Here is a 20,312-nt window from a genome sequence, read left to right on the forward strand (position 1 = left end):
ATGACTAGGTACTAATAGTAGTATATAATCTCATAGATGATAAATCAATCCTTGTTTCAAAAAGACAAGAAAATTCCTCCAGCACTTGATCAGCTCAATTTATCTCCGCCAAGCACACCGCTGTCTACGAGTGTTTGCCTAAGTTCTTTGTATTCAGGTTCTGTCCAAAAGGCTTCAGACTGCACGAGCTCTGCCGCATCTTTTCTAGCGGTTTCAAGCGCTCTATAGTCATGAACCATATCTGCCACTTTAAATTCAGGCATTCCGCTTTGCTTCTTGCCAAAGAAGTCGCCAGGGCCTCTTAGTTCTAAGTCCTTTTCAGACAGTTCAAAGCCATCCGTTGTTTCAGACATGATCCGCATGCGCTCTTTACCGGTCTCTGATTTAGGGTCCGCCATTAAAATACAAAAAGATTGATGCTCTCCGCGTCCGACCCGGCCTCTTAACTGATGAAGCTGTGACAGTCCAAAGCGGTCCGCATCATAAATGACCATGATGGTCGCATTTGGCACGTTGACTCCAACTTCAACAACTGTCGTTGACACAAGGATTTGCACTTCATTGGAAGTGAAATCTCTCATCACTTGATCTTTTTCATCACTTGCGAGTTTCCCATGCATTAAGCCGATCGACCATTTTCCGCGATACGCCTCTGTCAGCATGCTGTGAACATCAATCGCATTTTGGACATCCAGTTTGTCTGATTCTTCTATAAGTGGACAAATAATATACGCTTGTCTGCCTTTTCTTAGCTCTTTATCAACAAAAGCAAGAATCCGCTCAAGCATGTCATGCTTCACCCAATACGTTTCAATCTGCTTTCGGCCGGCTGGCAGCTCATCAATGACTGAGACGTCCATTTCTCCAAATACTGTGATGGCAAGCGTTCTTGGAATCGGTGTTGCGGTCATAAATAAAACATCTGGGTCCTGCCCTTTGCTTCGCAGTTTTTTCCGCTGTTCCACGCCGAACCTGTGCTGTTCATCTGTAATAACAAGACCAAGCTGCTGAAATTCCACTTCGTCCTGGATAAGAGCATGCGTGCCGACTAAAATATCAATATCTCCCTCTTTCAGACGTTCAAGCAGTTCTCTGCGGCGCTTTCCTTTCACTGAACTCGTCAAAAGAGCAATATTTAGCCCCCATTTTTCAAATAGCTGATACAGTGAATCGGCATGCTGTTCAGCCAAGATTTCAGTTGGCACCATCAGCGCACCTTGAAAGCCGGATAAATGAGCGGCATAAAGGGCAATTGCCGCTACAGCTGTTTTCCCCGATCCAACATCACCTTGAAGAAGCCGGTTCATCCGGTACGGGGATGCCATATCAGACATAATTTCATCAAGCACTCTTGATTGTGCTTTTGTCAGCGGAAACGGCAGGCTATGAACAAACTCAAAGACCGCCTCTTTTGAGAACGGATGCTGGATGCCTGATGTTTTTTCTCGTTCTTTTTTTCTGATCGCCTGCATCTTCAGCTGAAAGATGAGAAATTCCTCGTACACGAAGCGTCGTCTTGCTTGCTTGAGCGAGTCTCTCGTTTCAGGGAGATGAATGGTTTTTAGTGCTTCTTGATAAGACATGAGTTTATAAGCAGCTACAAGCTGCTTTGGCAGTGGATCTTCTGCATGGTCAACATAGAGTGACAACGCTTGTTTCACAAATCGTCTCATCATCTTCACGGTTACATTTTCTTTGACCGAATAAACAGGTTCTATACTGCCATCTTGTTCGTGTGTTCCTTTTTTAAATTCCTGCACCATAATGGATTGCCGGTTTTTATCCCACTTCCCTGTGACGGATACCGTATCGCCTAAAACAAGACTTCGTTTTAAATAAGGGCGATTGAAGCATATGGCTGTAATCAAAAAACGACCGACAAGCAGCCTGAATGTCAGCCTGCTTCGTTTTTTTCCATAATAGGTGAGAACGGGCTCACTGTGCACTTTTCCTTCAACTGTGACACGTTCGTCATGTCTGACTTCTTCTAAGTTGCGAAGCTCATAGTCGTCATATCGATAAGGAAAGTAGCCGAGTAAATCGGCTACTGTGTAGATTCCAAGTTCATTTAGTGTTTTTTCTGTTTCTTCTCCAATCCCTTTGAGGGCAGAGATCTTATCTTGCAGTTTCTGTATCACGAGATGAGGTCACACCTCCGAAAATCTTCTTTTCAAGCTCCCTTGCTGTCGGTGTTGCAGCTAGTCCGCCTTGTGCGGTCTCACGAAGAGCGGTTGGCATCGTTTGACCAATTTTGTACATCGCATCAATGACTTCATCACAAGGGATGCGGCTTGTAATGCCGGCAAGTGCCATATCTGCTGCAATCATCGCATTAGAAGCGCCCATTGCGTTTCGTTTCACACATGGCACTTCCACAAGTCCTGCGACTGGATCGCAAACAAGACCCAGCATATTTTTTAAGGTGATAGCCATGGCTTCAGCGGATTGCTGCGGCGTACCGCCTGCCATTTCTACAATGGCTGCTGCTGCCATACCTGATGCAGATCCTACTTCTGCCTGACAGCCGCCTGCTGCACCAGAGATACTTGCGTTATTGGCGACAACAAAACCAAATGCACCAGATGTAAATAGGAATCTGACCATTTGTTCCTTTGTTGGCTTTAATGTTTCTTTCACCGCAAAGAGCGTTCCTGGCACAACACCTGCTGAGCCAGCAGTAGGCGTTGCACAGATCGTTCCCATTGCTGCGTTCACTTCATTTGTTGCCACTGCCTTACTAACAGCATCTAAAATGGTATGACCAGACAATGTTTTGCCTGATGCGATATATGCTTGAAGTTTCACCGCATCCCCGCCTGTTAAACCAGATAATGATTTCACACCTTTCAGTCCGTTTTCAACGGCCTGTTCCATCACTTCTAGGTTGCGGTACATCTGCGAGAAAATGTCTTCACGTGACTTCCCTGTCACTTCCATTTCTTGAGTAATCATAATTTCTGAAATGGAGGTATTCCGTTCTTCTGTTAGCTGCACGAGTTCTTTGACGTTTTTAAACATCATACATAACCTCCTTGTTGTTACTCTGCAATTTGTGTGACTTGAATAATGTTTGGCAGCGTCTCAAGCTCTGTTAAAACCGCTGGATCAATATTCTGATCCACTTCAATCGTCATGAGTGCTTCTTGCCCGACCTCTTTACGTGCCACTTCCATATGACCAATGTTGATGGCGAATTTCGCTAACACATTGGCAACTGCTGCAATCGTCCCGTAGCGGTCGTTATGAACCACAAGAATGGCCGGATGATTCCCTGAGAGTCTCAGTTCAAAGCCATTTAATTCTGTGATTTCAATTTTACCTCCGCCAATGGAAATCCCGATTAATTCAAGGCTTCCATTCGCATCTGAAATTTCTACTTTTGCTGTATTTGGATGCGCTGGTACCGCATCTTCTTCTTTAAACTCAATGTCGATTTCTTTGCTTTTTGCAATATCAATCGCTGTTTTAATTCGTTCATCAAATGTATCAAAATCAAGAACACCGCCGATAATGGCTACATCTGTCCCGTGTCCTTTATACGTATCTTTAAAAGAGCCATAAAACGACACAACAATTCGTTTCGGTTCCCTTCCGAACAAGCTGCGAGCCACTCTTCCAATACGAGCCGCACCCGCCGTGTGCGAACTTGATGGACCAATCATGACGGGTCCAATAATATCAAACACACTTCTAAATTTCATAGGTCTTCCCCTCTCATCACCAATCACAGATTGGTTTGTTACTCCCTTTAGACTAATGGATTCATTCGATTCCCGCAACTCATTTCACCGATGAACACATAGTAAAAAAATGCAAAAGAAGAAGAAGGGCTTCATGTGCCCTTCTTTCTTTATTCAACAGCCAAAATATATGAATAAAGCGGCTGTTTTCCATCGTGGACTTCAACTTCTACATCTTCAAATGTGTCTTCAATATATGCTTCTAAAGCTTCCATCTCATCAGATGATGCATCTTCCCCTTTGATGATTGTGACAATCTCATCATCTTCTGTCACCATTTGGGTCAAAAGCTCTTTTGCTGCATCTAATTGATTTTTAGCTGTTAAGGTGATTTTTCCATTGTATAGGCCCATATAGTCGCCTTTGGCAATGTCGATCCCATCAATTTGGGTATCTCTCACTGCAAAGGTAATTTGGCCGCTTTTCACATGATCAATCGCTTCTAACATCGCTGCTTCATTGTCTTCATTTGAAGCTGCTTCATTGAGAGAAAGAAGTGCCGACATTCCTTGAGGAACGGTCTTTGTCGGAATAACAACGACCTCACGACTTGAGACAGTTGCCGCCTGTTTAGCTGCCATGACAATATTAGAATTATTAGGTAAGATAAAGACGGTTTCGGCATGAATGCTATCAATTGCTTTGACAATGTCTTCTGTGCTCGGATTCATCGTCTGTCCGCCTTCAATGACGACGGATGCTCCGATACTTTTAAACAAGTCAGCAATCCCTTCTCCCATTGCGACACTCACTACTCCAAAACGCTGTTTTTCAGCAGCTGTTGCTTTTGGTGTAGCAGGCGAGTGATCTTTTTCTTCATTGACGATCGAGCTATGCTGCTCTCTCATGTTTTCAATTTTCATATTAATTAAGCTGCCATAGCGCTGTGCATATGATAAGACATCTCCTGGCTGCTCTGCATGAATATGAACTTTTGCAAGCGTATCATCAGATACCACAAGAAGTGAATCTCCGAATTCGCTTAATTCTTCTCTGAAGGCATTTTCGTCAAAGGACTGTTTGTCTTCTTCGAATTTCACCATAAATTCTGTACAATAGCCAAATTCAATATCTTCTGTGTTCATATGGCTTTGTGCACTTTTATGATGCTCTGCACTCACTAATTCTTTTAATGTTGGCAAAGAGGCCGTTTTAGGAGGAAGCTCTTCTCCTCTTAATGAAGCAAGGAAACCTTCATATACACAAAGAAGCCCTTTACCGCCGCTATCTACAACGCCGACTTCTTTTAAAACAGGAAGGAGATCTGGCGTGCGGTCAAGTGATGCTCTTGCTTCCTCAATCGTTAATTCAAGCACACGATCGATTTGGTCTTCTGTTGCTGAAACAGCAACCGCTTTCTTTGCAGCGTCTTTTGCAACCGTTAAGATGGTTCCTTCAATCGGTTTCATGACGGCTTTATATGCTGTATCAACGCCGGCCTGCAAGGCAAGCGCAAATTCTTTTGCGTCAATTGTTTCTTTTTGTTCTATATTTTTGCTGAAACCTCTGAAGAGCTGAGACAGGATCACACCTGAGTTTCCTCTTGCCCCCATTAACAGCCCTTTCGACAGAGCCACCCCGACCTTACCAATGTGATCGGTATTTGTTTCTTCAACTGCTTTTGCCCCTGAAGTCATTGACAAATTCATATTTGTCCCCGTGTCTCCGTCTGGCACTGGAAAAACATTTAACGCATCAACAATTTGTGCGTTTTGAGAAAGATGGTGAGCACCTGCAAGAATCATTTTTGCAAATGAGCGGCCACCCAGATTTCTAATAGACAATATATTTCCTCCTTACTACGGGTTCGTAACTTTTACTCCTTGTACATAAATGTTGACTGAGTCAACTGAAAGTCCAATCGTGTGATGAATCGTATATTTGACTTTCGTTTGAACATTATGTGCGACTTCTGATATTTTTGTACCGTAGCTGACGATGATGTACATATCAATATGAATGCGATCTTCTTTTTGACGCACAAGAACACCCCGGCTGAAGTTCTCTTTGCGGAGAATATCCGTCAAGCCGTCCTTTATTTGATTTTTGGACGCCATGCCAACAATACCATAGCAATCGAGCGCAGCGCCTCCTGCCACCATTGCAATGACTTCATTTGATATATCAATTTGTCCGTATTTCGTTCTAAGTTCAATGGACACATTGGTTCCCCCTTTTTGAGAAATTGCCCTGAGTTATCACTATTTTACTATAAGACCCTTCTTTTTAAAAGAAATCATTCAATCCGACCCAATCCTACTTATACTATAGCCTTGAATTTTTATCAAGATGTCAAGGTATTTTTCTTGAAAGAGGAGCAAACAATCCTTGCAAACCCCTTGAAGCTGTGGTAAATTATTAAAGTATCTTGAGGCATCTCTAAGTACGTATATGAAGAATATGATGATGTTTTCGCAGTTAGGAGGGAAACAAATGGCACGTAAATGCGTTATTACAGGCAGAAAAACAAAAGCTGGGAACAACCGTTCTCACGCAATGAACTCTACAAAACGTACATGGGGCGCGAACCTTCAAAAAGTTCGTATTCTAGTGGACGGTAAGCCTAAAAGAGTATATGTATCAGCTCGAGCTTTGAAATCTGGTAAAGTTGAGCGTGTATAAGCAAGAGTAAACGCCTGCTACAGTTAAATGTAGCAGGCGTTTTTATGTGGAAATAAAGGAGATTACTCATTAATCTTTCTTAAATGAACCAAGCATCGCACGGACAATGCCGCCAAGAAATCTAGGCAGTTTGATTGTATAAAATTTCATTTTGTCCCCCTCCTAAAAGTACCGCTTGCAGCACAATTGAGCTTAATCAGCCATCCACATTGATAGGTTGGTCAATCTTTGCTTCTTACCATTATTAATATGCCTTCATGAAAAGAAAAAGTACCATTTGAGTGGATGAGTTCGTTACTAATACATAGTGTGGAACCAGGCTCAATATGACAATTTTTCAGAGGATATTTGAAACCTTTTAATGTCAGCTTTTCAACCGATGTACCGAAGGGCAAAAACGACACATATTTTTTATCCGGGTCTTGTTTGATGTCGTATGTACCAGGTCCAAACATTTGAATGATATTTTGTTTGTCTACAAGGGTCATGCCCTGTTTATGCTGAATGCCTTTATAAAGAAGATGGATATTCCCAAGAAAATGATCTGCTCTCCCGCCTGTGATGCCGTAAATTTGAATATGTGCTGGATTCTGACGCAAAGACCAGTTCAGCGCAAGTTCTAAATCCGTTTCATCTTTCTCTGCCTGAAATAGATTGAGTGCAGGCAATTTCTTTTTCAGTTCATGAAGCTCCTCTTCTGTCACACTATCAAAATCACCAAATGCTCTGTCAGGTACAATGCCATGCTCTAGTAAGAAAAGGGTTCCCCGGTCTACGCCGATCCAGAGAATGTCCTCCTCAGATGCTTCATGATCAAGCGGCGGGATGTACGCAAAAGGACCGCCGGCTACGATATGTATGTGCATGATTACGCTCCTCTCCATTGAAAAAGAACCAAAGATCACAATGACTTTGGTTCTTTTTCTTATGCTTCTCGAATGGCCTGAATGGCCGCCGCGCGGTCGTCTTTCCCATATACCGCTGAGCCGGCAACAAGTAGATTAGCGCCTGCTTCTTTGCAGCTCTTTGCTGTCTCTACATTGACACCGCCATCTATTTCAATGAGTAAATCGGTTAAGCCCTTTTGTTCACTAAGTGTCTTTACTTCTTTTACCTTTGAGAGAACAGAAGGAATAAACGCCTGTCCGCCAAAACCAGGGTTCACCGTCATGAATAAGACTAGGTCAACATCCTCTAATACATGCGCGATTTGAGAAACGGGTGTGTGCGGGTTCAAAACGACCCCTGCTTTGACACCTTGTTCTTTTATATGCTGAATCGTGCGATGTAAGTGTGGACACGCCTCGACATGAACAGAAATAATATCGGCGCCCGCTTTTGCAAATGCAGGGATATACTGGTCTGGCTGCTCAATCATTAAGTGAACATCGAGCGGCAGCTTTGTATGCGGCCTGATCGCCTCCACTACATTTGGTCCAAATGTCATATTCGGTACAAAATGACCGTCCATCACATCAATATGAATATAATCCGCTCCACCTTGTTCCACATCACGGATATCTTTCGCAAGATTTGCGAAATCGGCTGATAAAATGGATGGGGCAATATAAACCATGATTTAGTACCTCGGCTTTCTGTCTTTAATTTCAGTTAAAAACTCTAAATAATGCTGATAGCGATACTCTCTGATGCGATCGTGTTCTACTGCCTCTTTTACCGCACATCCAGGCTCTTTTACGTGCAAACAGCCTCTGAATTTACATTCTGCACTCTTCTCTCTGATTTCTAAGAAATAGAGCCCTAAATCTTCCGCTTCGATACCTGTAAATTCAAGTGAGCTAAATCCTGGTGTATCGGCAATGAGCCCTTCAGCCGTTCGAATGAGTTCCACATGTCTTGTTGTATGTTTCCCCCTGCCAAGATGGGAGGAAATATCATTTGTTTTCAGTGCTAAATCAGGACTCATCGCATTTAAGAGGGAAGACTTCCCTACACCCGATTGACCTGCAAAAACAGTAATCTTGTGATGGAAATACGGGGTCAGCTTTTCAATTCCATCCCCTTCGATCGTCGATGTTAAATGAACGTCGTATCCAATTTGGCGATAGTCTTCTGCATAGGCTTGAATCGTTTCTCGCTCTTGCTCTGTTTTCAGCAAGTCCATTTTTGTGATGCAGATAATCGGTTCAATCTGGCTCTCTTCAACAAGCACTAGGAATCTGTCTAACAGCGATGTACTAAAGGTCGGCTCTGCTGCTGAGAAAACGAGCACCGCTTGATCAACGTTGCTAATAGGCGGCCGAACCAGCTCATTGGTCCGCTCTTTTACTTCCAGCAAATAGCCTTCCTTATCGTTATCTGCTTGATAGACGACATAATCTCCAACAAGAGGGGTTATTTTGTTTTTACGAAAAATCCCTCTTGCTCTACACTGAATTACTTTGCCACTTTCTAGAGACTCATCCAGCACATAATAAAATCCGCTTAATGCTTTAATAATTTTGCCCTCAGGCATAAAGTCCCTCCTTTATTCATCATCAGGGTATTCAATCGTTTTGGAGCTTACTACTTTATCATCCACAGTCACCTGATAGTATCCTTTTTGACCAGGTTCTATCTTAAATTTAATCGTGCGCTCAGTGGGAGCAGTGATTTTAAAGGTTTCATATAAATCAGAAATGCTATGTTCTGCATCATCAATGGATATTTGAACATTCATTTCTTGTCCTTCTGTTTCTGGTTCATACGGGATCGCAATTTTTTCAGTCACCGTTTTAGCCGGTTTCTCTTTTGGGCCAAGAGAGAACGTAATTTTGACCGTATCACCAGGTTTAACAGCTGTCCCCGCTCCCGGTTCCTGCTTCATGACCTCACCTTTTGGCACATCGTCAGAATATGCTTCTTTTTCATCTAGCTTTAGTCCATTATCCTCTAGATAATTTGATGCGGCCTGTTTACTATAGGTCGTTAAATCCCGTAAGGTAATATCGGCAGGGCCTATACTGACGGTCAATGTGACTTCTTCATCTGCTGCGACAAGTTCTGTATTCGCAGAAGGTTTCTGTTCCATGACAATGCCTGATTCTGTGTCATTATCATTCACTTCCTCTACAACAACCTGTTTAAACCCTTTTTTCTCTAATCGTTCTTTTGCTTTCTCGACCTTTTCACCTGTTACATCAGGTAATTCGGTTTTTTCTTTACCTGTACTTTGATAAAGCTGAATTTCTGTCCCTTCTTTTACCTTTGTTCCGATTTTCGGGTCTGTTTTGACAACCAGCCCTTTTTCAATCTTCTCGTCGGCAATATCAATGGGGTCAGAAGCGATGGTAAATCCGGCTTTCTTCAAGGTGTCTTCCGCTTTTTCAACCGTCATGCCAGAAACATCGGTCACCTCTACATCCTTTGGAAAGAGTAATCCTGGGAAGACCGTGATCGCTAAAATGGTCGCAGCCGTCAAAACAAATAAGATCGATGCTACAATCCACGGCCATTTTTTCCGTTTTTTCTTCGGCTTTTGTTTCTCTTTTTTCTTTGGTTTTTGAACCGGGTGGACGGCTGTTTTTTCATTGTCTTGATCGACTTGATGATCTTTTATAATGGGAATGGCTTTTGTTGCTTCATGATCTTCTTCAATGACAAAGCGCTTTTCTTTTAGTCTTGCAGGGTCAAAAGCCGTTTTTAAGTCTTTTTGCATTTCAGATGCATCTTCGTATCGATAGAATGGATCTTTGGCCATCGCCTTTAAAATGATGTTCTCCACGCTTTGTGGTACAGAAGGATTCCACCTTCTCACAGATGGCGGCTCTGATTGCAAATGCTTCAGTGCGACACTGACAGCGGATTCTCCTTCAAATGGCATGCGTCCTGAAATCAGCTCATAAAGAACAATACCAAGTGAATAAATATCTGACTTTTTCGTTGCAAGACCGCCGCGCGCTTGCTCTGGGGACAAATAATGCACGGAACCAAGAACAGAATTCGTATGGGTAATGGTCGCTGAGCTAAGTGCCATGGCAATGCCAAAATCAGTGACTTTGATATTCCCCAAGTTGTCTATTAATATATTGTGAGGCTTAATGTCTCGATGGACGAGCTGTTTCGCATGGGCTTCTTCCATCGCCGCAACGACTTGCTCCATAATGCGAACGGCTTCTTTTGGATGAAGCGGTCCATTGGCGTGTATGTATTCTTTGAGCGTCATCCCTTCGACATATTCCATGACAATATAATAAATGTCATCTTCTTCTCCTACATCGTAGATACTGACAATATTCGGATGATCTAAGCTGGCTGCTGATTGCGCTTCTCTCCGGAACCGTCTAATAAAATCATCATCACTTGCAAAGTCAAACCGTAAAATTTTAATCGCCACTTCGCGATCTAAAATCATATCCTCCGCCAAATAAACGTTGGCCATTCCGCCTCCGCCTATTGCGCGAAGAATTTGATAACGGCCGCTGATCCTTTTTCCGATCAACACTTGCTGTCACCCTCCTCTGTTTGGGAGGAGATTTCTAACAGTACTGCTGTAATGTTATCTTCACCGCCGTTGTCATTCGCTGTTTGAACTAACTCTGTTACTTTTTCATCTGGTGCGGTTGTTTGCGATAAAATCTGAATCAAATGCTCTTCTTCTACTTTATTCGATAATCCGTCTGAGCAAAGCAAAATTTGATCTCCTGGGTCCACTTCAAAAGTTCGTGCATCAATTTGAACGTGTTTATCCGTTCCTAACGCTTTGGTCAGCACATTTTTTCTTGGATGATATTCTGCATCCGCTTTTGAAATCTCTCCTGTTTTCACTAACTCATTCACTAGTGAGTGATCATCTGTTAATTGGGTCAGTGCTCCTTCTCTTAGCAAATAGCAGCGGCTGTCACCAATATGGGCAATTGTGACCGTTTGCAAATGAACGAGCGCACAAACGATGGTCGTCCCCATTCCTTGGCACTCCTCATTGTTTTTCGCATGTTCGTATACTTGGTCATTAATATCGCTAATTTTTGAGATTAACCAATTTTCTTGATCGGCTGGTTTATTTGGAATTGAAGATGTTTCCTGCCAGTATTCTTTTAAAGAAGAAACTGCCATCTTGCTGGCTACATCACCAGCAAGATGACCTCCCATTCCATCTGCTACAACAGCTAGAAGTGTGTCTTCTTTTGCTTCAAAAATACCTGCATCATCTTCATTATGCTGACGGACTTTTCCTGTATCGGTTTGAAAGGCTGCCCTTATCAACATTCGTCACCTCGTCTCTTCCTGACGCTCCTTCGCTCTTAGCTGACCGCAAGCAGCATCAATATCATGGCCTTGCTCTCGTCTAATCGTTACGTTTACGCCTCGTTCTTTCAGCGTTTTTTCAAATAGGAAGATTTGTTCTCTTGGTGTTCTCACGTAATCTCTTTCTGGTACATAGTTCACCGGGATGAGGTTTACATGGCATTTGATTCCTTTTAATAAATCAGCAAGTTCTTCTGCATGATGGACTTGATCATTGACTCCGCCAAACAGACCGTATTCAAAGCTCACGCGTCTGCCTGTTTTTTGAATGTAATATTCAATAGCTTCCATTAATTTTGGCAGCTTGTATGCCTTATTGATTGGCATGAGGCGGCTTCGAATGTCAGTATTTGGTGCGTGCAGGGAGACAGCAAAGTTGATTTGCATTTGCTCATCCGCAAATTGATAAATCTTTGGAATGATCCCGCTCGTCGAAACGGTAATATGACGTGCACCAATATTTAAACCGTTGTCATGGTTAATGATTTTAAGGAATGCAAGCATTTCATCAAAGTTATCAAACGGTTCGCCAATACCCATGATGACAACTGAGCTGACGCGTTCATCTGTTTCATCAAGCGCCTGTTGTACTTTCAATACTTGGGCCACAATTTCTCCCGCCTCAAGGTTACGTTTCAAACCGCCAAGTGTAGATGCACAGAATGTACAACCAATCCGGCAGCCAACCTGTGTTGTGACGCAGACAGAGTTGCCATATTCGTGGCGCATCAGCACGGTTTCAATGGTATAGCCATCGTGTAATTCAAATAAGAACTTGATCGTTCCATCTTGAGAAGTTTGTTTGATCACTGTTTTTAAAGTCGTGATGGCGAATTGATCTTTTAATTTTTCTCTTAATTCCTTTGAAAGGTTAGACATTTCATCAAAGGATGTGACGCGTTTTTCATAAAGCCACTCAAAAATTTGTGTTGCACGGAAAGGCTTTTCGCCTTGTTCCTTTAACCAGTCTTTGATTTCATTTAGCTCAAACGAGTAGATCGACGGCATGTCTGTTTTCAGTTCTTTTCTTACTTTTTGTTTTTGTTCTGTCATTTTTTATCCCTTCTTTCTCATGCTGCAAATAAAGAAACCATCTGTTCCGAAATAATGAGGAAGAATTTGTACACTTCCGTTTTGAACAAACGGAGCAACCTGCTCAGGCAGCCGTTCATTAAGAGATAGATCGGGTTCGAAGTCTTGGTGTTCTTGTAAAAACGCATGAATCACTTGTTGATTTTCTGTTGGATCCATTGTACATGTACTGTATACAAGGGTTCCGCCTGGCTTTAGCAGCTGGGCTGTTTCATGCAAGATCGATTGCTGAATTGTCGCAAGTCTTGCTGAGTCTTCCGAGGACTTTGTATATTTCATATCTGGTTTTCGTCTGATGACGCCAAAACCTGAACATGGTGCATCAATGAGAATACGGTCAAACGAAGCATCATCATAATGGTCGGATGCTTTTCTTGCATCAAGCGCTTTTGCCTCAATATGCGTTAAGTTCAGACGCTTTGCCGCCTGTTTAATCAGTTTTACTTTGTGCTCATGTAAATCAAGAGACACAATGTTCCCCTCATCGTTCATTCGCTCTGCGATATGTGTTGATTTACCACCAGGAGCGGCACAGGCATCAAGCACCATTTCTCCCGGCTGAGGATCCAGCGCTCTTGCGACAAGCATGGAGCTTTCATCTTGAATCGTGACAAAGCCCTCTTGAAAGAAAGGAGTAGATACGATAGATCCTTTCATGAGTTTGAGTGCATCCTCAGATAAGTCGCCGAGCTCTGTCTCAATTCCTGCATCCATGAGTTCTTGCTGCAGTGCAGTGCGGTTTTTTTTCATTTGATTGACACGCAATGTCTGCTTTGGCGGGACTAAATGAATACGGCACATGCTTTCTGCTGCTTCAAAACCGTACGCCTCCACCCATTCTTGTACGAGCCACAATGGATGGCTTGTCTCTATCGAAAGCCTTTTTACCGGATCTTTGATCGCATCAAATGATGGCACGCCTTCTCTTTGCACAGAACGAAGAACGCCGTTGACTAGTGAAGAAATACCTTTATGTCCGCGCTTTTTCGTTAGTTCCACTGCTTCATGGATGGCTGCACGATCTGGAATTTTTTCAAGATAAACCATCTGATAAAGAGACATCCGCAAAAGCTGCATCACCCATGGAGCCACTTTTTGCGGTTTTTTCACAAAGGGTGTGAGCATATAATCAAGTGCCAGCTTGTTTTGCAGTGTACCGTATACAAGTTCTGTTAATAGCGGTTTGTCTTGATCGGAGAGTTCTTTCTCTTTCATCACTGACTGCAAAAGCAAGTTACTGTAGGCTTGATTTTGTTCGAGTTTGATTAAAGCGTCTAGCGCTACTTCTCTCACATTACTTTTCTTCATTGATTAGCCCTAATTTCTGTCCAATTTCGATATTTGCGCCTCTTAAGAAGTCTTCACCGCTCATTTTTTTCTTTCCAGCGGGCTGTACACTCGTTAATAAAAGGCCTTGCTGATTTCCTGTTCCAACGACTGGTCCTTCTTTTTGAAGCTCAATCACTTTCCCAGGTTCTTCTGGTGCTTGAAGCGGAACTTTTTTCGCTTCCCATACTTTTAAGTTAGCACCGCTCCATTCAGTATAGGCAACTGGCCATGGATTTAAGCCGCGAACTTGGTTGTAAAGCTCTTCTCCTGGCTTGGTCCAATCTAACCTTTCCTGCTCCCGCTTAATATTTGGTGCATACGTTGCTGCCTCTTCATTTTGCGGAATTGGCGAGATAGACCTGCTTAACACATTTGGAACGGTGTCTTTTAATAAGGCCGCACCAGCCACACTTAATTTATCGTGCAGTGTTCCGACGTTGTCTAATTCATCAATTTCTACTTCTACTTTGCTAATCATGTCACCTGCATCAAGCTTTTCTACCATATACATGATCGTCACGCCTGTTTTCTTTTTGCCTTGCAGGATCGCATAATGGATCGGTGCACCGCCTCTTAGTTCTGGCAGCAGTGAGGCATGAACGTTGATACAGCCAAATTCAGGTTCATCAAGTAATCTTTTTGGCAAGATTTGTCCGAATGCTGCTGTTACGATTAAATCTGGCTTTAACGCAAGCACTTTATCAATTTCTTCATCAAGACGTACCTTTTCAGGCTGTAAAACTGGAATGCCGTGTTTTAAGGCTTCTACTTTTACAGGAGGCGGTGTCAGCACTCGTTTTCTGCCTTTCGGGCGATCTGGCTGTGTGACGACCCCTACCACTTCGTATCCTTCTGTTATAAGTGTTTGCAGCACAGGTACTGAGAAATCAGGGGTTCCCATAAATACGATACGTGCCATTTTCTTCACCCTTCCATTTCCGCAAGTTCTTTTTCTGTATAGGTTTGAATGATCTTCGACGTGAATAATACGCCGTCTAAGTGATCAATTTCATGCAATAAAGCTCTTGCTAAAAATCCTTCTGCTTCTATTGTAAATGGTTTGCCTTTCTTATCAAAGGCTTTCACCTTCACATAATTTGGTCTTTCAACCGTTCCGTATAAAGATGGAAAGCTCAGGCAGCCTTCAATGTCTGTCTGGCTCCCTTCCACATGAAGAATCTCAGGATTTACTAAGTCAATCCTCCCAGAATCTTCTCCGATATCGACCACGGCGATTCTTTTTGAGATGCCGATTTGTGGTGCGGCTAGGCCGACTCCATCTAGTTCAAGCATTGTATCATACATATCATCCAGCAGTTTTTTCAGTTTTTTATCGAATGTATCAACAAGCTCTGTTTGTTGTTCAAGCACGTCTGCAGGATGTAAGACGATCGGTTTGATTGCCACGAAAAGACCTCCGTTTTACATCATCATATATGGATTCATATCGATTGATATCATCAACTGTTTTTGTTCCATTTCTTTTTGATAATGATCTTGTATTTTCCGTAATAAACTTGCCAGTTCATTTTCCCTTTTGTATTTTATCACGCATTGATATCGATATCTATCTTTGATCTTAGCGATCGGAGAAGCAGCAGGACCGAGAATCCTTGTATTCGGTGCACAATTCATTTTCAGGAACTGAACAATTTTGTCTGTGACATGCGCTGCCTTTGTCACTTCTTCATGTGATACAGTCACCATCGCCAAAAAATAAAATGGCGGATAGGACTGATGACGACGGTGCAACATCTCCTGCTCATAAAAGGCTTCATAATCATGCTGTTTGGTTAATTCAATACTATAATGCGAAGGTGTATATGATTGAATAATGACTGACCCCGCTTTTTCATGACGTCCCGCCCGTCCGCTTACTTGTGTAAGAAGCTGAAACGTTTTTTCACTTGAACGAAAATCAGGGATGTGAAGAGACGTATCCGCACTAAGGACACCGACAAGTGTAACATCTGGGAAGTCTAATCCTTTTGCAATCATTTGCGTCCCAAGCAGAATGTCCGCTTCTTTATGACCAAAGGACGTGAGAAGCTTTTCGTGCGCGCCTTTCCGAGAGGTTGTATCTACATCCATTCGGATGACCCTTGCTTCTGGCAATACCTTCGTCAGCTCTTCTTCCACACGCTGCGTGCCTGTACCAAAATAGCGAATATGCTCACTATGGCATTCTGGACATTCTGCAGGTACAGGAGCTTCGTGACCGCAGTAATGGCACTTCAGCCGTTTTTGAAAGCGGTGATAAGTGAGAGAAATCTCACAATGTGGACATTGTTCCACATATCCGCAATCACGGCACATCACAAAGGATGAATAGCCTCTTTTATTTAGAAATAAAACAGCCTGTTCTTTCCTTTCAAGTACTTCTTTTAACCTGAGCATTAATTCTTCTGAGAACATGGAGCGGTTGCCGTTTCTTAATTCTTCTCTCATATCAATTAACGAAACGTGCGGCAGCTGCTGCTGATTGACGCGCCGTTTGAGCGTCAGCAGTGTATACACACCCTTTTTCGCACGCGCATATGACTCAAGTGAAGGCGTTGCACTGCCTAATACAACAGGACATTGGTGCCGCCCTGCTCGTTCAATGGCCACATCTTTCGCATGATACCGAGGCATTTCTTCTTGTTTATATGACGATTCGTGTTCTTCATCTATAATGATCATTCCTAGATTCTCAAACGGGGCAAAAACAGCCGATCTTGCGCCAACGACAAGCTTGACTTCCTTGCGGTGGATTTTCCGCCATTCATCGTATTTTTCCCCCGTTGATAAGCCGCTATGAAGGACAGCCACATTGGACCCGAAGCGCTCTTTAAAACGCTGGACCATTTGAGGCGTTAATGAAATTTCAGGAACTAGGACGATCGCTTCTTTTCCCTTTTGGAGGACATGATCAATCGTCTGTAAATAAATTTCGGTTTTACCGCTTCCTGTGACTCCGTGCAGTAAAAACGTTTCATGTTTGTCATCGCTCACTGCTTGATGAATGGGTTTTGCCGCTTCTGCTTGCTCTGTTGTGAGATCAAGAGGAGTAGATGGTGTAAACTCCCTATCCCGATAAGGATCTCGATAAATCTCTTCATAGCTTTCTGTTAACAGACCTTCTTGAATCAAGGCTTTTATCGTTTGAGAACTAGCACCTGTTTGCTGCTGCAAATCTTTTGCTAAAAACGTCGTTTCATTCGCTTGAAGTAAAAAAGCAAGTAACGCCTTCTGTTTCACCGCATTTTTCTTTAACTGTTCCTGCTTTTCTTCAAGTTTTTCTTTTGAAACAGCTGTCTGAAGTGTCCGCACCTTTTTCTTTCCGGATTTTTGCGAGACGTGATATCTGACTTCTAGATGACCTTTTTGGACATGCTTTTGAATAGGCTTCAGCTGTTCAGGCGGAATGTCAGCGTAAAGGATGCTCTCTTGCTGACCGAAAAGCTCTTTCAATGACTGCGGAAGTTCCTCAGCTGATAACACCTGAATTTCTTTTTCATATTTGGCTTTCATCGCTGCTGGGAGCATCGATTGAAGCGCCGTAATATGATAGGACAATGTTTTTTCCGTCAGCCAGTGGGAAAGCTCCAATAGCTCATCTGTCAGAACAGGAGATAAATCAAATAAATCGACAATGTCCTTGATGTTTCCTGACTGTACGTCTGTTTCTTCTTTGATTTTTGTCACAAACCCTTGAATCTTCCTTGGTCCAAAAGGAACTACTACCCTCATACCAGCCTTGACAAGGCCTTTAAAGCGGTCTGGCACACGATAGTCAAATGGCCTGTCAATGGCTTTCGTTGTGACATCGACGATCACTTCAGCAATCATGCTCGATCACGCTCTTTTGGCAGCAGCTGTTTTGCCTCCTGTAAGATTTCAAAGGCAAGGTCTTTTTTACTCATCATTGGCAGCTCTTTTTTTGTTCCGTCTGCTTTGATCAATGCTGCGACATTCGTATCTGTGCCAAAGCCTGCGCCCTCTGCTGCAACATTGTTCGCGACAATCATATCTAAATGCTTGGATTCGATTTTCTTTTTCGCATAATATTCTACATCCTGCGTCTCAGCCGCAAAGCCGACTAGCACCTGATGTTCTTTTCTTTTCCCAAGCTCTTTTAAAATATCTTTCGTCCGCTTAAATTCAACCGCTAGTGCACCGTCTTGTTTTTTCATTTTATGAGAATACGTCGTGACAGGCGTATAATCGGCAACAGCTGCTGATTTAATCACTATATCCGCTGTCTCGTATACCTCTAACGCTGCTTGATACATCTCCTCAGCCGATTCCACTTGCACCACATCCACATGCTCAGGCGCAGTCAACGAAACAGGTCCTGAAATGAGCGTGACATCAGCCCCCATTTGCTCGGCAGCTTCTGCAATGGCATAGCCCATTTTCCCAGAAGAACGATTTGAAAGAAAACGAACAGGGTCGATCACTTCTCGTGTAGGGCCAGCTGTGACCACGACTTTTTTACCTGAAAGCGGCAAGCTGGTTGGCTCATCAAAAAACGCACGAATGTGTTCAACAATTTTTTCAGGCTCCTCTAAGCGTCCTTTTCCAATGTAGCCGCATGCTAAATAGCCTTCACTTGGCTCTATAAACCGGTAGCCGTCTTCATATAAAGTGCGGATGTTCCGCTTGACAGCTGGATGGTCATACATGTGCACATTCATAGCCGGTGCAACCCATACAGAAGCTGTTGAAGCAAGCAAGGTCGTTGTGAGCATATCATCAGCAAGTCCTGCGGCCATTTTACCAATGGTATGTGCTGTTGCAGGGGCAACAAGAATGAGATCGGCCCAGTCAGCTACATCGATATGCGCAATGACTTTTGGATTGTTTTCTTTAAATGTATCCACATACACCTCATGCCGAGATAGGGCTTGAAAGGTGAGTGGAGACACAAACTCACGGGCAGATTCTGTCATAATCACTCTTACGTTTGCGCCTGCCTGTACGAGTTTACTAGTGAGTGCAGCTGCTTTATATACGGCGATTCCTCCGCTGACGCCGAGTAAAATATTCTTTGACTGTAACATTTGTTTGTCCCCCTTAACGGCCTTTTTCACAAATTCGTCTACAATTCAAAAAAGTCAAAACCAATCATAGTTTTGACTTTTTTGAACGTATCGTATCTGCATAGCAGAAGCGATGTTATTCTTGCTCTTCTTTTTCAAATGTCAAAAGACCAGCATCGATTTCTTCAAGAGCTTTCCCTACAAATTTATAGGATTTTGTGTTTTCGATTTGTTGATCTTGATGGATTTGCATTTCACGTGCACGGCGTGCAGACACTGTGACAAGTGTATATTTTGAGTCAAGTTTGTTCATCAATGAGTCAATTGAAGGATCTAACATGGTTTATTCTACCCCCAGCATTTTTTTATATCTTGGTGCGACTCTGTCTCTTCGCAGGTGCTCTGCAAGGACGATCGCTTTAATTCTTTCACATGCAAGCTCGACATCGTCGTTTTCAACGACATAGTCATAAGCATCCATCATTTCAATTTCTTCTTTTGCAGCAGCCATTCGGTTACGGATGAGATCCTCAGATTCTGTCCCGCGTGTAATAATGCGGTTTTGAAGTTCTGAAAGACTTGGCGGTGCAAGGAAAATAAAGAGACCTTCCGGGAATGCTTCTCTTACTTGAAGTGCACCTTGCACTTCGATTTCAAGGAAAACATCTTTTCCTTCGCTCAATGTTTGTTCTACATAGTCAACAGGCGTGCCGTAGTAATTCCCGACATACTCTGCCCATTCTAACAGCTTTTTGTTTTCAATCATATGTTCAAATTCTTCCCTGGTTTTAAAGAAATAATCAACACCATTTCTCTCACCTTCACGCGGTTTGCGGGTTGTCACAGAAATAGAGTATTCAAATTTCGTATCTTCCTGGGAGAAAATGGCTTGTCTGACCGTTCCTTTTCCAACTCCCGAAGGTCCAGAGAGAACGATTAAAAGTCCTCTTTCTTTCATAATGGCGTATTACCCCTGCCCTTCATCTATGATTTCTTCTTTTACAGAAAGTCTTTGCGCGACAGTCTCAGGCTGAACGGCAGATAAGATGACATGGTCACTGTCCATAATGACAACAGCACGGGTTCTTCTTCCGTATGTCGCATCAATGAGCATGCCTCGATCTCTTGCGTCTTGTATCATTCGTTTAATCGGTGCTGATTCCGGACTGACGATTGAAATCATCCGATTCGCTGAAATGATGTTTCCAAATCCGATATTGATCAACTTTATGGTCATCTTCTTTCGTCCCCCTGTAAT

The 20,312-nt window shown here is 42.9% G+C and carries 21 protein-coding genes; 1 reads left to right on the top strand and 20 read right to left on the bottom strand.

Annotated elements, in window-relative coordinates:
• Positions 1-89: 89 nt before the first annotated feature.
• From recG to FXF70_RS13995, 5 genes are all read right to left on the bottom strand, one after another.
• Positions 90-2,138 carry an ATP-dependent DNA helicase RecG gene (gene recG / locus FXF70_RS13975; protein WP_072367275.1) on the bottom strand — a complete coding sequence of 683 codons (2,049 nt, stop codon included), beginning with the start codon at positions 2,136-2,138 and terminating at the stop codon, positions 90-92.
• The gene (gene sdaAA, locus FXF70_RS13980; protein ID WP_008354543.1) at positions 2,116-3,018 is read right to left on the bottom strand and encodes an L-serine ammonia-lyase, iron-sulfur-dependent, subunit alpha; all 903 of its coding nucleotides are present in this window, start codon (positions 3,016-3,018) and stop codon (positions 2,116-2,118) included. Before sdaAA ends, recG begins: the two co-directional genes overlap by 23 nt.
• Positions 3,019-3,038: 20 nt before the next feature.
• Complete coding sequence (gene sdaAB / locus FXF70_RS13985) at positions 3,039-3,701, bottom strand: L-serine ammonia-lyase, iron-sulfur-dependent subunit beta (RefSeq protein ID WP_008344864.1); 663 nt, start codon at positions 3,699-3,701, stop codon at positions 3,039-3,041.
• Positions 3,702-3,850: 149 nt separating this feature from the next.
• On the bottom strand, positions 3,851-5,524 hold the full coding sequence (locus tag FXF70_RS13990; protein ID WP_008344868.1) for a DAK2 domain-containing protein: 1,674 nt from the start codon (positions 5,522-5,524) through the stop codon (positions 3,851-3,853).
• A gap of 15 nt (positions 5,525-5,539) precedes the next feature.
• Complete coding sequence (locus FXF70_RS13995; protein ID WP_148780439.1) at positions 5,540-5,902, bottom strand: Asp23/Gls24 family envelope stress response protein; 363 nt, start codon at positions 5,900-5,902, stop codon at positions 5,540-5,542.
• A 271-nt stretch (positions 5,903-6,173) separates the two neighbouring features.
• Here FXF70_RS13995 and rpmB point away from each other — a divergent pair, with 271 nt between their 5' ends.
• Complete coding sequence (gene rpmB, locus FXF70_RS14000; RefSeq protein WP_003212514.1) at positions 6,174-6,362, top strand: 50S ribosomal protein L28; 189 nt, start codon at positions 6,174-6,176, stop codon at positions 6,360-6,362.
• A gap of 69 nt (positions 6,363-6,431) precedes the next feature.
• Here rpmB and spoVM read toward each other — a convergent pair whose 3' ends face one another.
• From spoVM to remA, 15 genes are all read right to left on the bottom strand, one after another.
• Positions 6,432-6,512: a stage V sporulation protein SpoVM gene (gene spoVM, locus FXF70_RS14005; RefSeq protein WP_008354550.1), complete on the bottom strand. Its 81-nt coding sequence runs from the start codon at positions 6,510-6,512 to the stop codon at positions 6,432-6,434.
• 71 nt (positions 6,513-6,583) lie between these two features.
• The gene (locus FXF70_RS14010) at positions 6,584-7,228 is read right to left on the bottom strand and encodes a thiamine diphosphokinase (RefSeq protein WP_148780440.1); all 645 of its coding nucleotides are present in this window, start codon (positions 7,226-7,228) and stop codon (positions 6,584-6,586) included.
• A gap of 59 nt (positions 7,229-7,287) precedes the next feature.
• A complete protein-coding gene (gene rpe / locus FXF70_RS14015) occupies positions 7,288-7,938 on the bottom strand; it encodes a ribulose-phosphate 3-epimerase (RefSeq protein ID WP_007499663.1) in 651 nt (216 codons plus the stop codon).
• A gap of 3 nt (positions 7,939-7,941) precedes the next feature.
• Positions 7,942-8,838 (bottom strand): ribosome small subunit-dependent GTPase A, encoded by an 897-nt coding sequence (rsgA, locus tag FXF70_RS14020; RefSeq protein ID WP_052320400.1) that lies wholly within the window; start codon positions 8,836-8,838, stop codon positions 7,942-7,944.
• A gap of 12 nt (positions 8,839-8,850) precedes the next feature.
• The gene (gene pknB / locus FXF70_RS14025; protein ID WP_148780442.1) at positions 8,851-10,806 is read right to left on the bottom strand and encodes a Stk1 family PASTA domain-containing Ser/Thr kinase; all 1,956 of its coding nucleotides are present in this window, start codon (positions 10,804-10,806) and stop codon (positions 8,851-8,853) included.
• On the bottom strand, positions 10,800-11,570 hold the full coding sequence (locus FXF70_RS14030; protein WP_034647887.1) for a Stp1/IreP family PP2C-type Ser/Thr phosphatase: 771 nt from the start codon (positions 11,568-11,570) through the stop codon (positions 10,800-10,802). The genes pknB and FXF70_RS14030 overlap by 7 nt, the downstream gene beginning before the upstream one ends.
• A 3-nt stretch (positions 11,571-11,573) precedes the next feature.
• Complete coding sequence (gene rlmN, locus FXF70_RS14035) at positions 11,574-12,662, bottom strand: dual-specificity RNA methyltransferase RlmN (protein WP_007499669.1); 1,089 nt, start codon at positions 12,660-12,662, stop codon at positions 11,574-11,576.
• A gap of 3 nt (positions 12,663-12,665) precedes the next feature.
• Complete coding sequence (gene rsmB, locus FXF70_RS14040) at positions 12,666-14,009, bottom strand: 16S rRNA (cytosine(967)-C(5))-methyltransferase RsmB (RefSeq protein WP_057079566.1); 1,344 nt, start codon at positions 14,007-14,009, stop codon at positions 12,666-12,668.
• Complete coding sequence (gene fmt / locus FXF70_RS14045; protein WP_008344890.1) at positions 13,996-14,949, bottom strand: methionyl-tRNA formyltransferase; 954 nt, start codon at positions 14,947-14,949, stop codon at positions 13,996-13,998. Before fmt ends, rsmB begins: the two co-directional genes overlap by 14 nt.
• A 5-nt stretch (positions 14,950-14,954) precedes the next feature.
• Positions 14,955-15,437 carry a peptide deformylase gene (gene def / locus FXF70_RS14050; protein ID WP_048002838.1) on the bottom strand — a complete coding sequence of 161 codons (483 nt, stop codon included), beginning with the start codon at positions 15,435-15,437 and terminating at the stop codon, positions 14,955-14,957.
• A gap of 15 nt (positions 15,438-15,452) precedes the next feature.
• Positions 15,453-17,861 carry a primosomal protein N' gene (priA, locus tag FXF70_RS14055; RefSeq protein WP_148780444.1) on the bottom strand — a complete coding sequence of 803 codons (2,409 nt, stop codon included), beginning with the start codon at positions 17,859-17,861 and terminating at the stop codon, positions 15,453-15,455.
• Entirely contained in the window at positions 17,858-19,075 is a 1,218-nt protein-coding gene (coaBC, locus tag FXF70_RS14060) for a bifunctional phosphopantothenoylcysteine decarboxylase/phosphopantothenate--cysteine ligase CoaBC (RefSeq protein ID WP_148780446.1), read from the bottom strand. The genes priA and coaBC overlap by 4 nt, the downstream gene beginning before the upstream one ends.
• A gap of 115 nt (positions 19,076-19,190) precedes the next feature.
• Positions 19,191-19,394, bottom strand: coding sequence for a DNA-directed RNA polymerase subunit omega (rpoZ, locus tag FXF70_RS14065; RefSeq protein WP_008344896.1), 204 nt, complete (start codon positions 19,392-19,394; stop codon positions 19,191-19,193).
• 3 nt (positions 19,395-19,397) lie between these two features.
• On the bottom strand, positions 19,398-20,012 hold the full coding sequence (gene gmk / locus FXF70_RS14070; RefSeq protein WP_007499680.1) for a guanylate kinase: 615 nt from the start codon (positions 20,010-20,012) through the stop codon (positions 19,398-19,400).
• Positions 20,013-20,021: 9 nt separating this feature from the next.
• Complete coding sequence (remA, locus tag FXF70_RS14075) at positions 20,022-20,291, bottom strand: extracellular matrix/biofilm regulator RemA (protein WP_008344898.1); 270 nt, start codon at positions 20,289-20,291, stop codon at positions 20,022-20,024.
• Positions 20,292-20,312: the final 21 nt, after the last annotated feature.

Origin of the sequence: Bacillus sp. Y3 (assembly GCF_008123875.1) — a bacterium.
GTDB lineage: Bacteria > Bacillota > Bacilli > Bacillales > Bacillaceae > Bacillus > Bacillus altitudinis.

Excerpts from the sequence above, each read along its gene's own strand:
- sdaAA (WP_008354543.1), bottom strand. The coding sequence starts at position 3,018 with ATGTTTAAAAACGTCAAAGAACTCGTGCAGCTAACAGAAGAACGGAAT.
- sdaAB (WP_008344864.1), bottom strand. The coding sequence starts at position 3,701 with ATGAAATTTAGAAGTGTGTTTGATATTATTGGACCCGTCATGATTGGT.
- rpmB (WP_003212514.1), top strand. The coding sequence starts at position 6,174 with ATGGCACGTAAATGCGTTATTACAGGCAGAAAAACAAAAGCTGGGAAC.
- spoVM (WP_008354550.1), bottom strand. The coding sequence starts at position 6,512 with ATGAAATTTTATACAATCAAACTGCCTAGATTTCTTGGCGGCATTGTC.
- FXF70_RS14010 (WP_148780440.1), bottom strand. The coding sequence starts at position 7,228 with ATGCACATACATATCGTAGCCGGCGGTCCTTTTGCGTACATCCCGCCG.
- rpe (WP_007499663.1), bottom strand. The coding sequence starts at position 7,938 with ATGGTTTATATTGCCCCATCCATTTTATCAGCCGATTTCGCAAATCTT.
- rsgA (WP_052320400.1), bottom strand. The coding sequence starts at position 8,838 with ATGCCTGAGGGCAAAATTATTAAAGCATTAAGCGGATTTTATTATGTG.
- FXF70_RS14030 (WP_034647887.1), bottom strand. The coding sequence starts at position 11,570 with ATGTTGATAAGGGCAGCCTTTCAAACCGATACAGGAAAAGTCCGTCAG.
- rlmN (WP_007499669.1), bottom strand. The coding sequence starts at position 12,662 with ATGACAGAACAAAAACAAAAAGTAAGAAAAGAACTGAAAACAGACATG.
- rsmB (WP_057079566.1), bottom strand. The coding sequence starts at position 14,009 with ATGAAGAAAAGTAATGTGAGAGAAGTAGCGCTAGACGCTTTAATCAAA.
- fmt (WP_008344890.1), bottom strand. The coding sequence starts at position 14,949 with ATGGCACGTATCGTATTTATGGGAACCCCTGATTTCTCAGTACCTGTG.
- priA (WP_148780444.1), bottom strand. The coding sequence starts at position 17,861 with ATGATTGCTGAAGTGATCGTCGATGTCACAACGAAAGCCATTGACAGG.
- coaBC (WP_148780446.1), bottom strand. The coding sequence starts at position 19,075 with ATGTTACAGTCAAAGAATATTTTACTCGGCGTCAGCGGAGGAATCGCC.
- rpoZ (WP_008344896.1), bottom strand. The coding sequence starts at position 19,394 with ATGTTAGATCCTTCAATTGACTCATTGATGAACAAACTTGACTCAAAA.
- gmk (WP_007499680.1), bottom strand. The coding sequence starts at position 20,012 with ATGAAAGAAAGAGGACTTTTAATCGTTCTCTCTGGACCTTCGGGAGTT.
- remA (WP_008344898.1), bottom strand. The coding sequence starts at position 20,291 with ATGACCATAAAGTTGATCAATATCGGATTTGGAAACATCATTTCAGCG.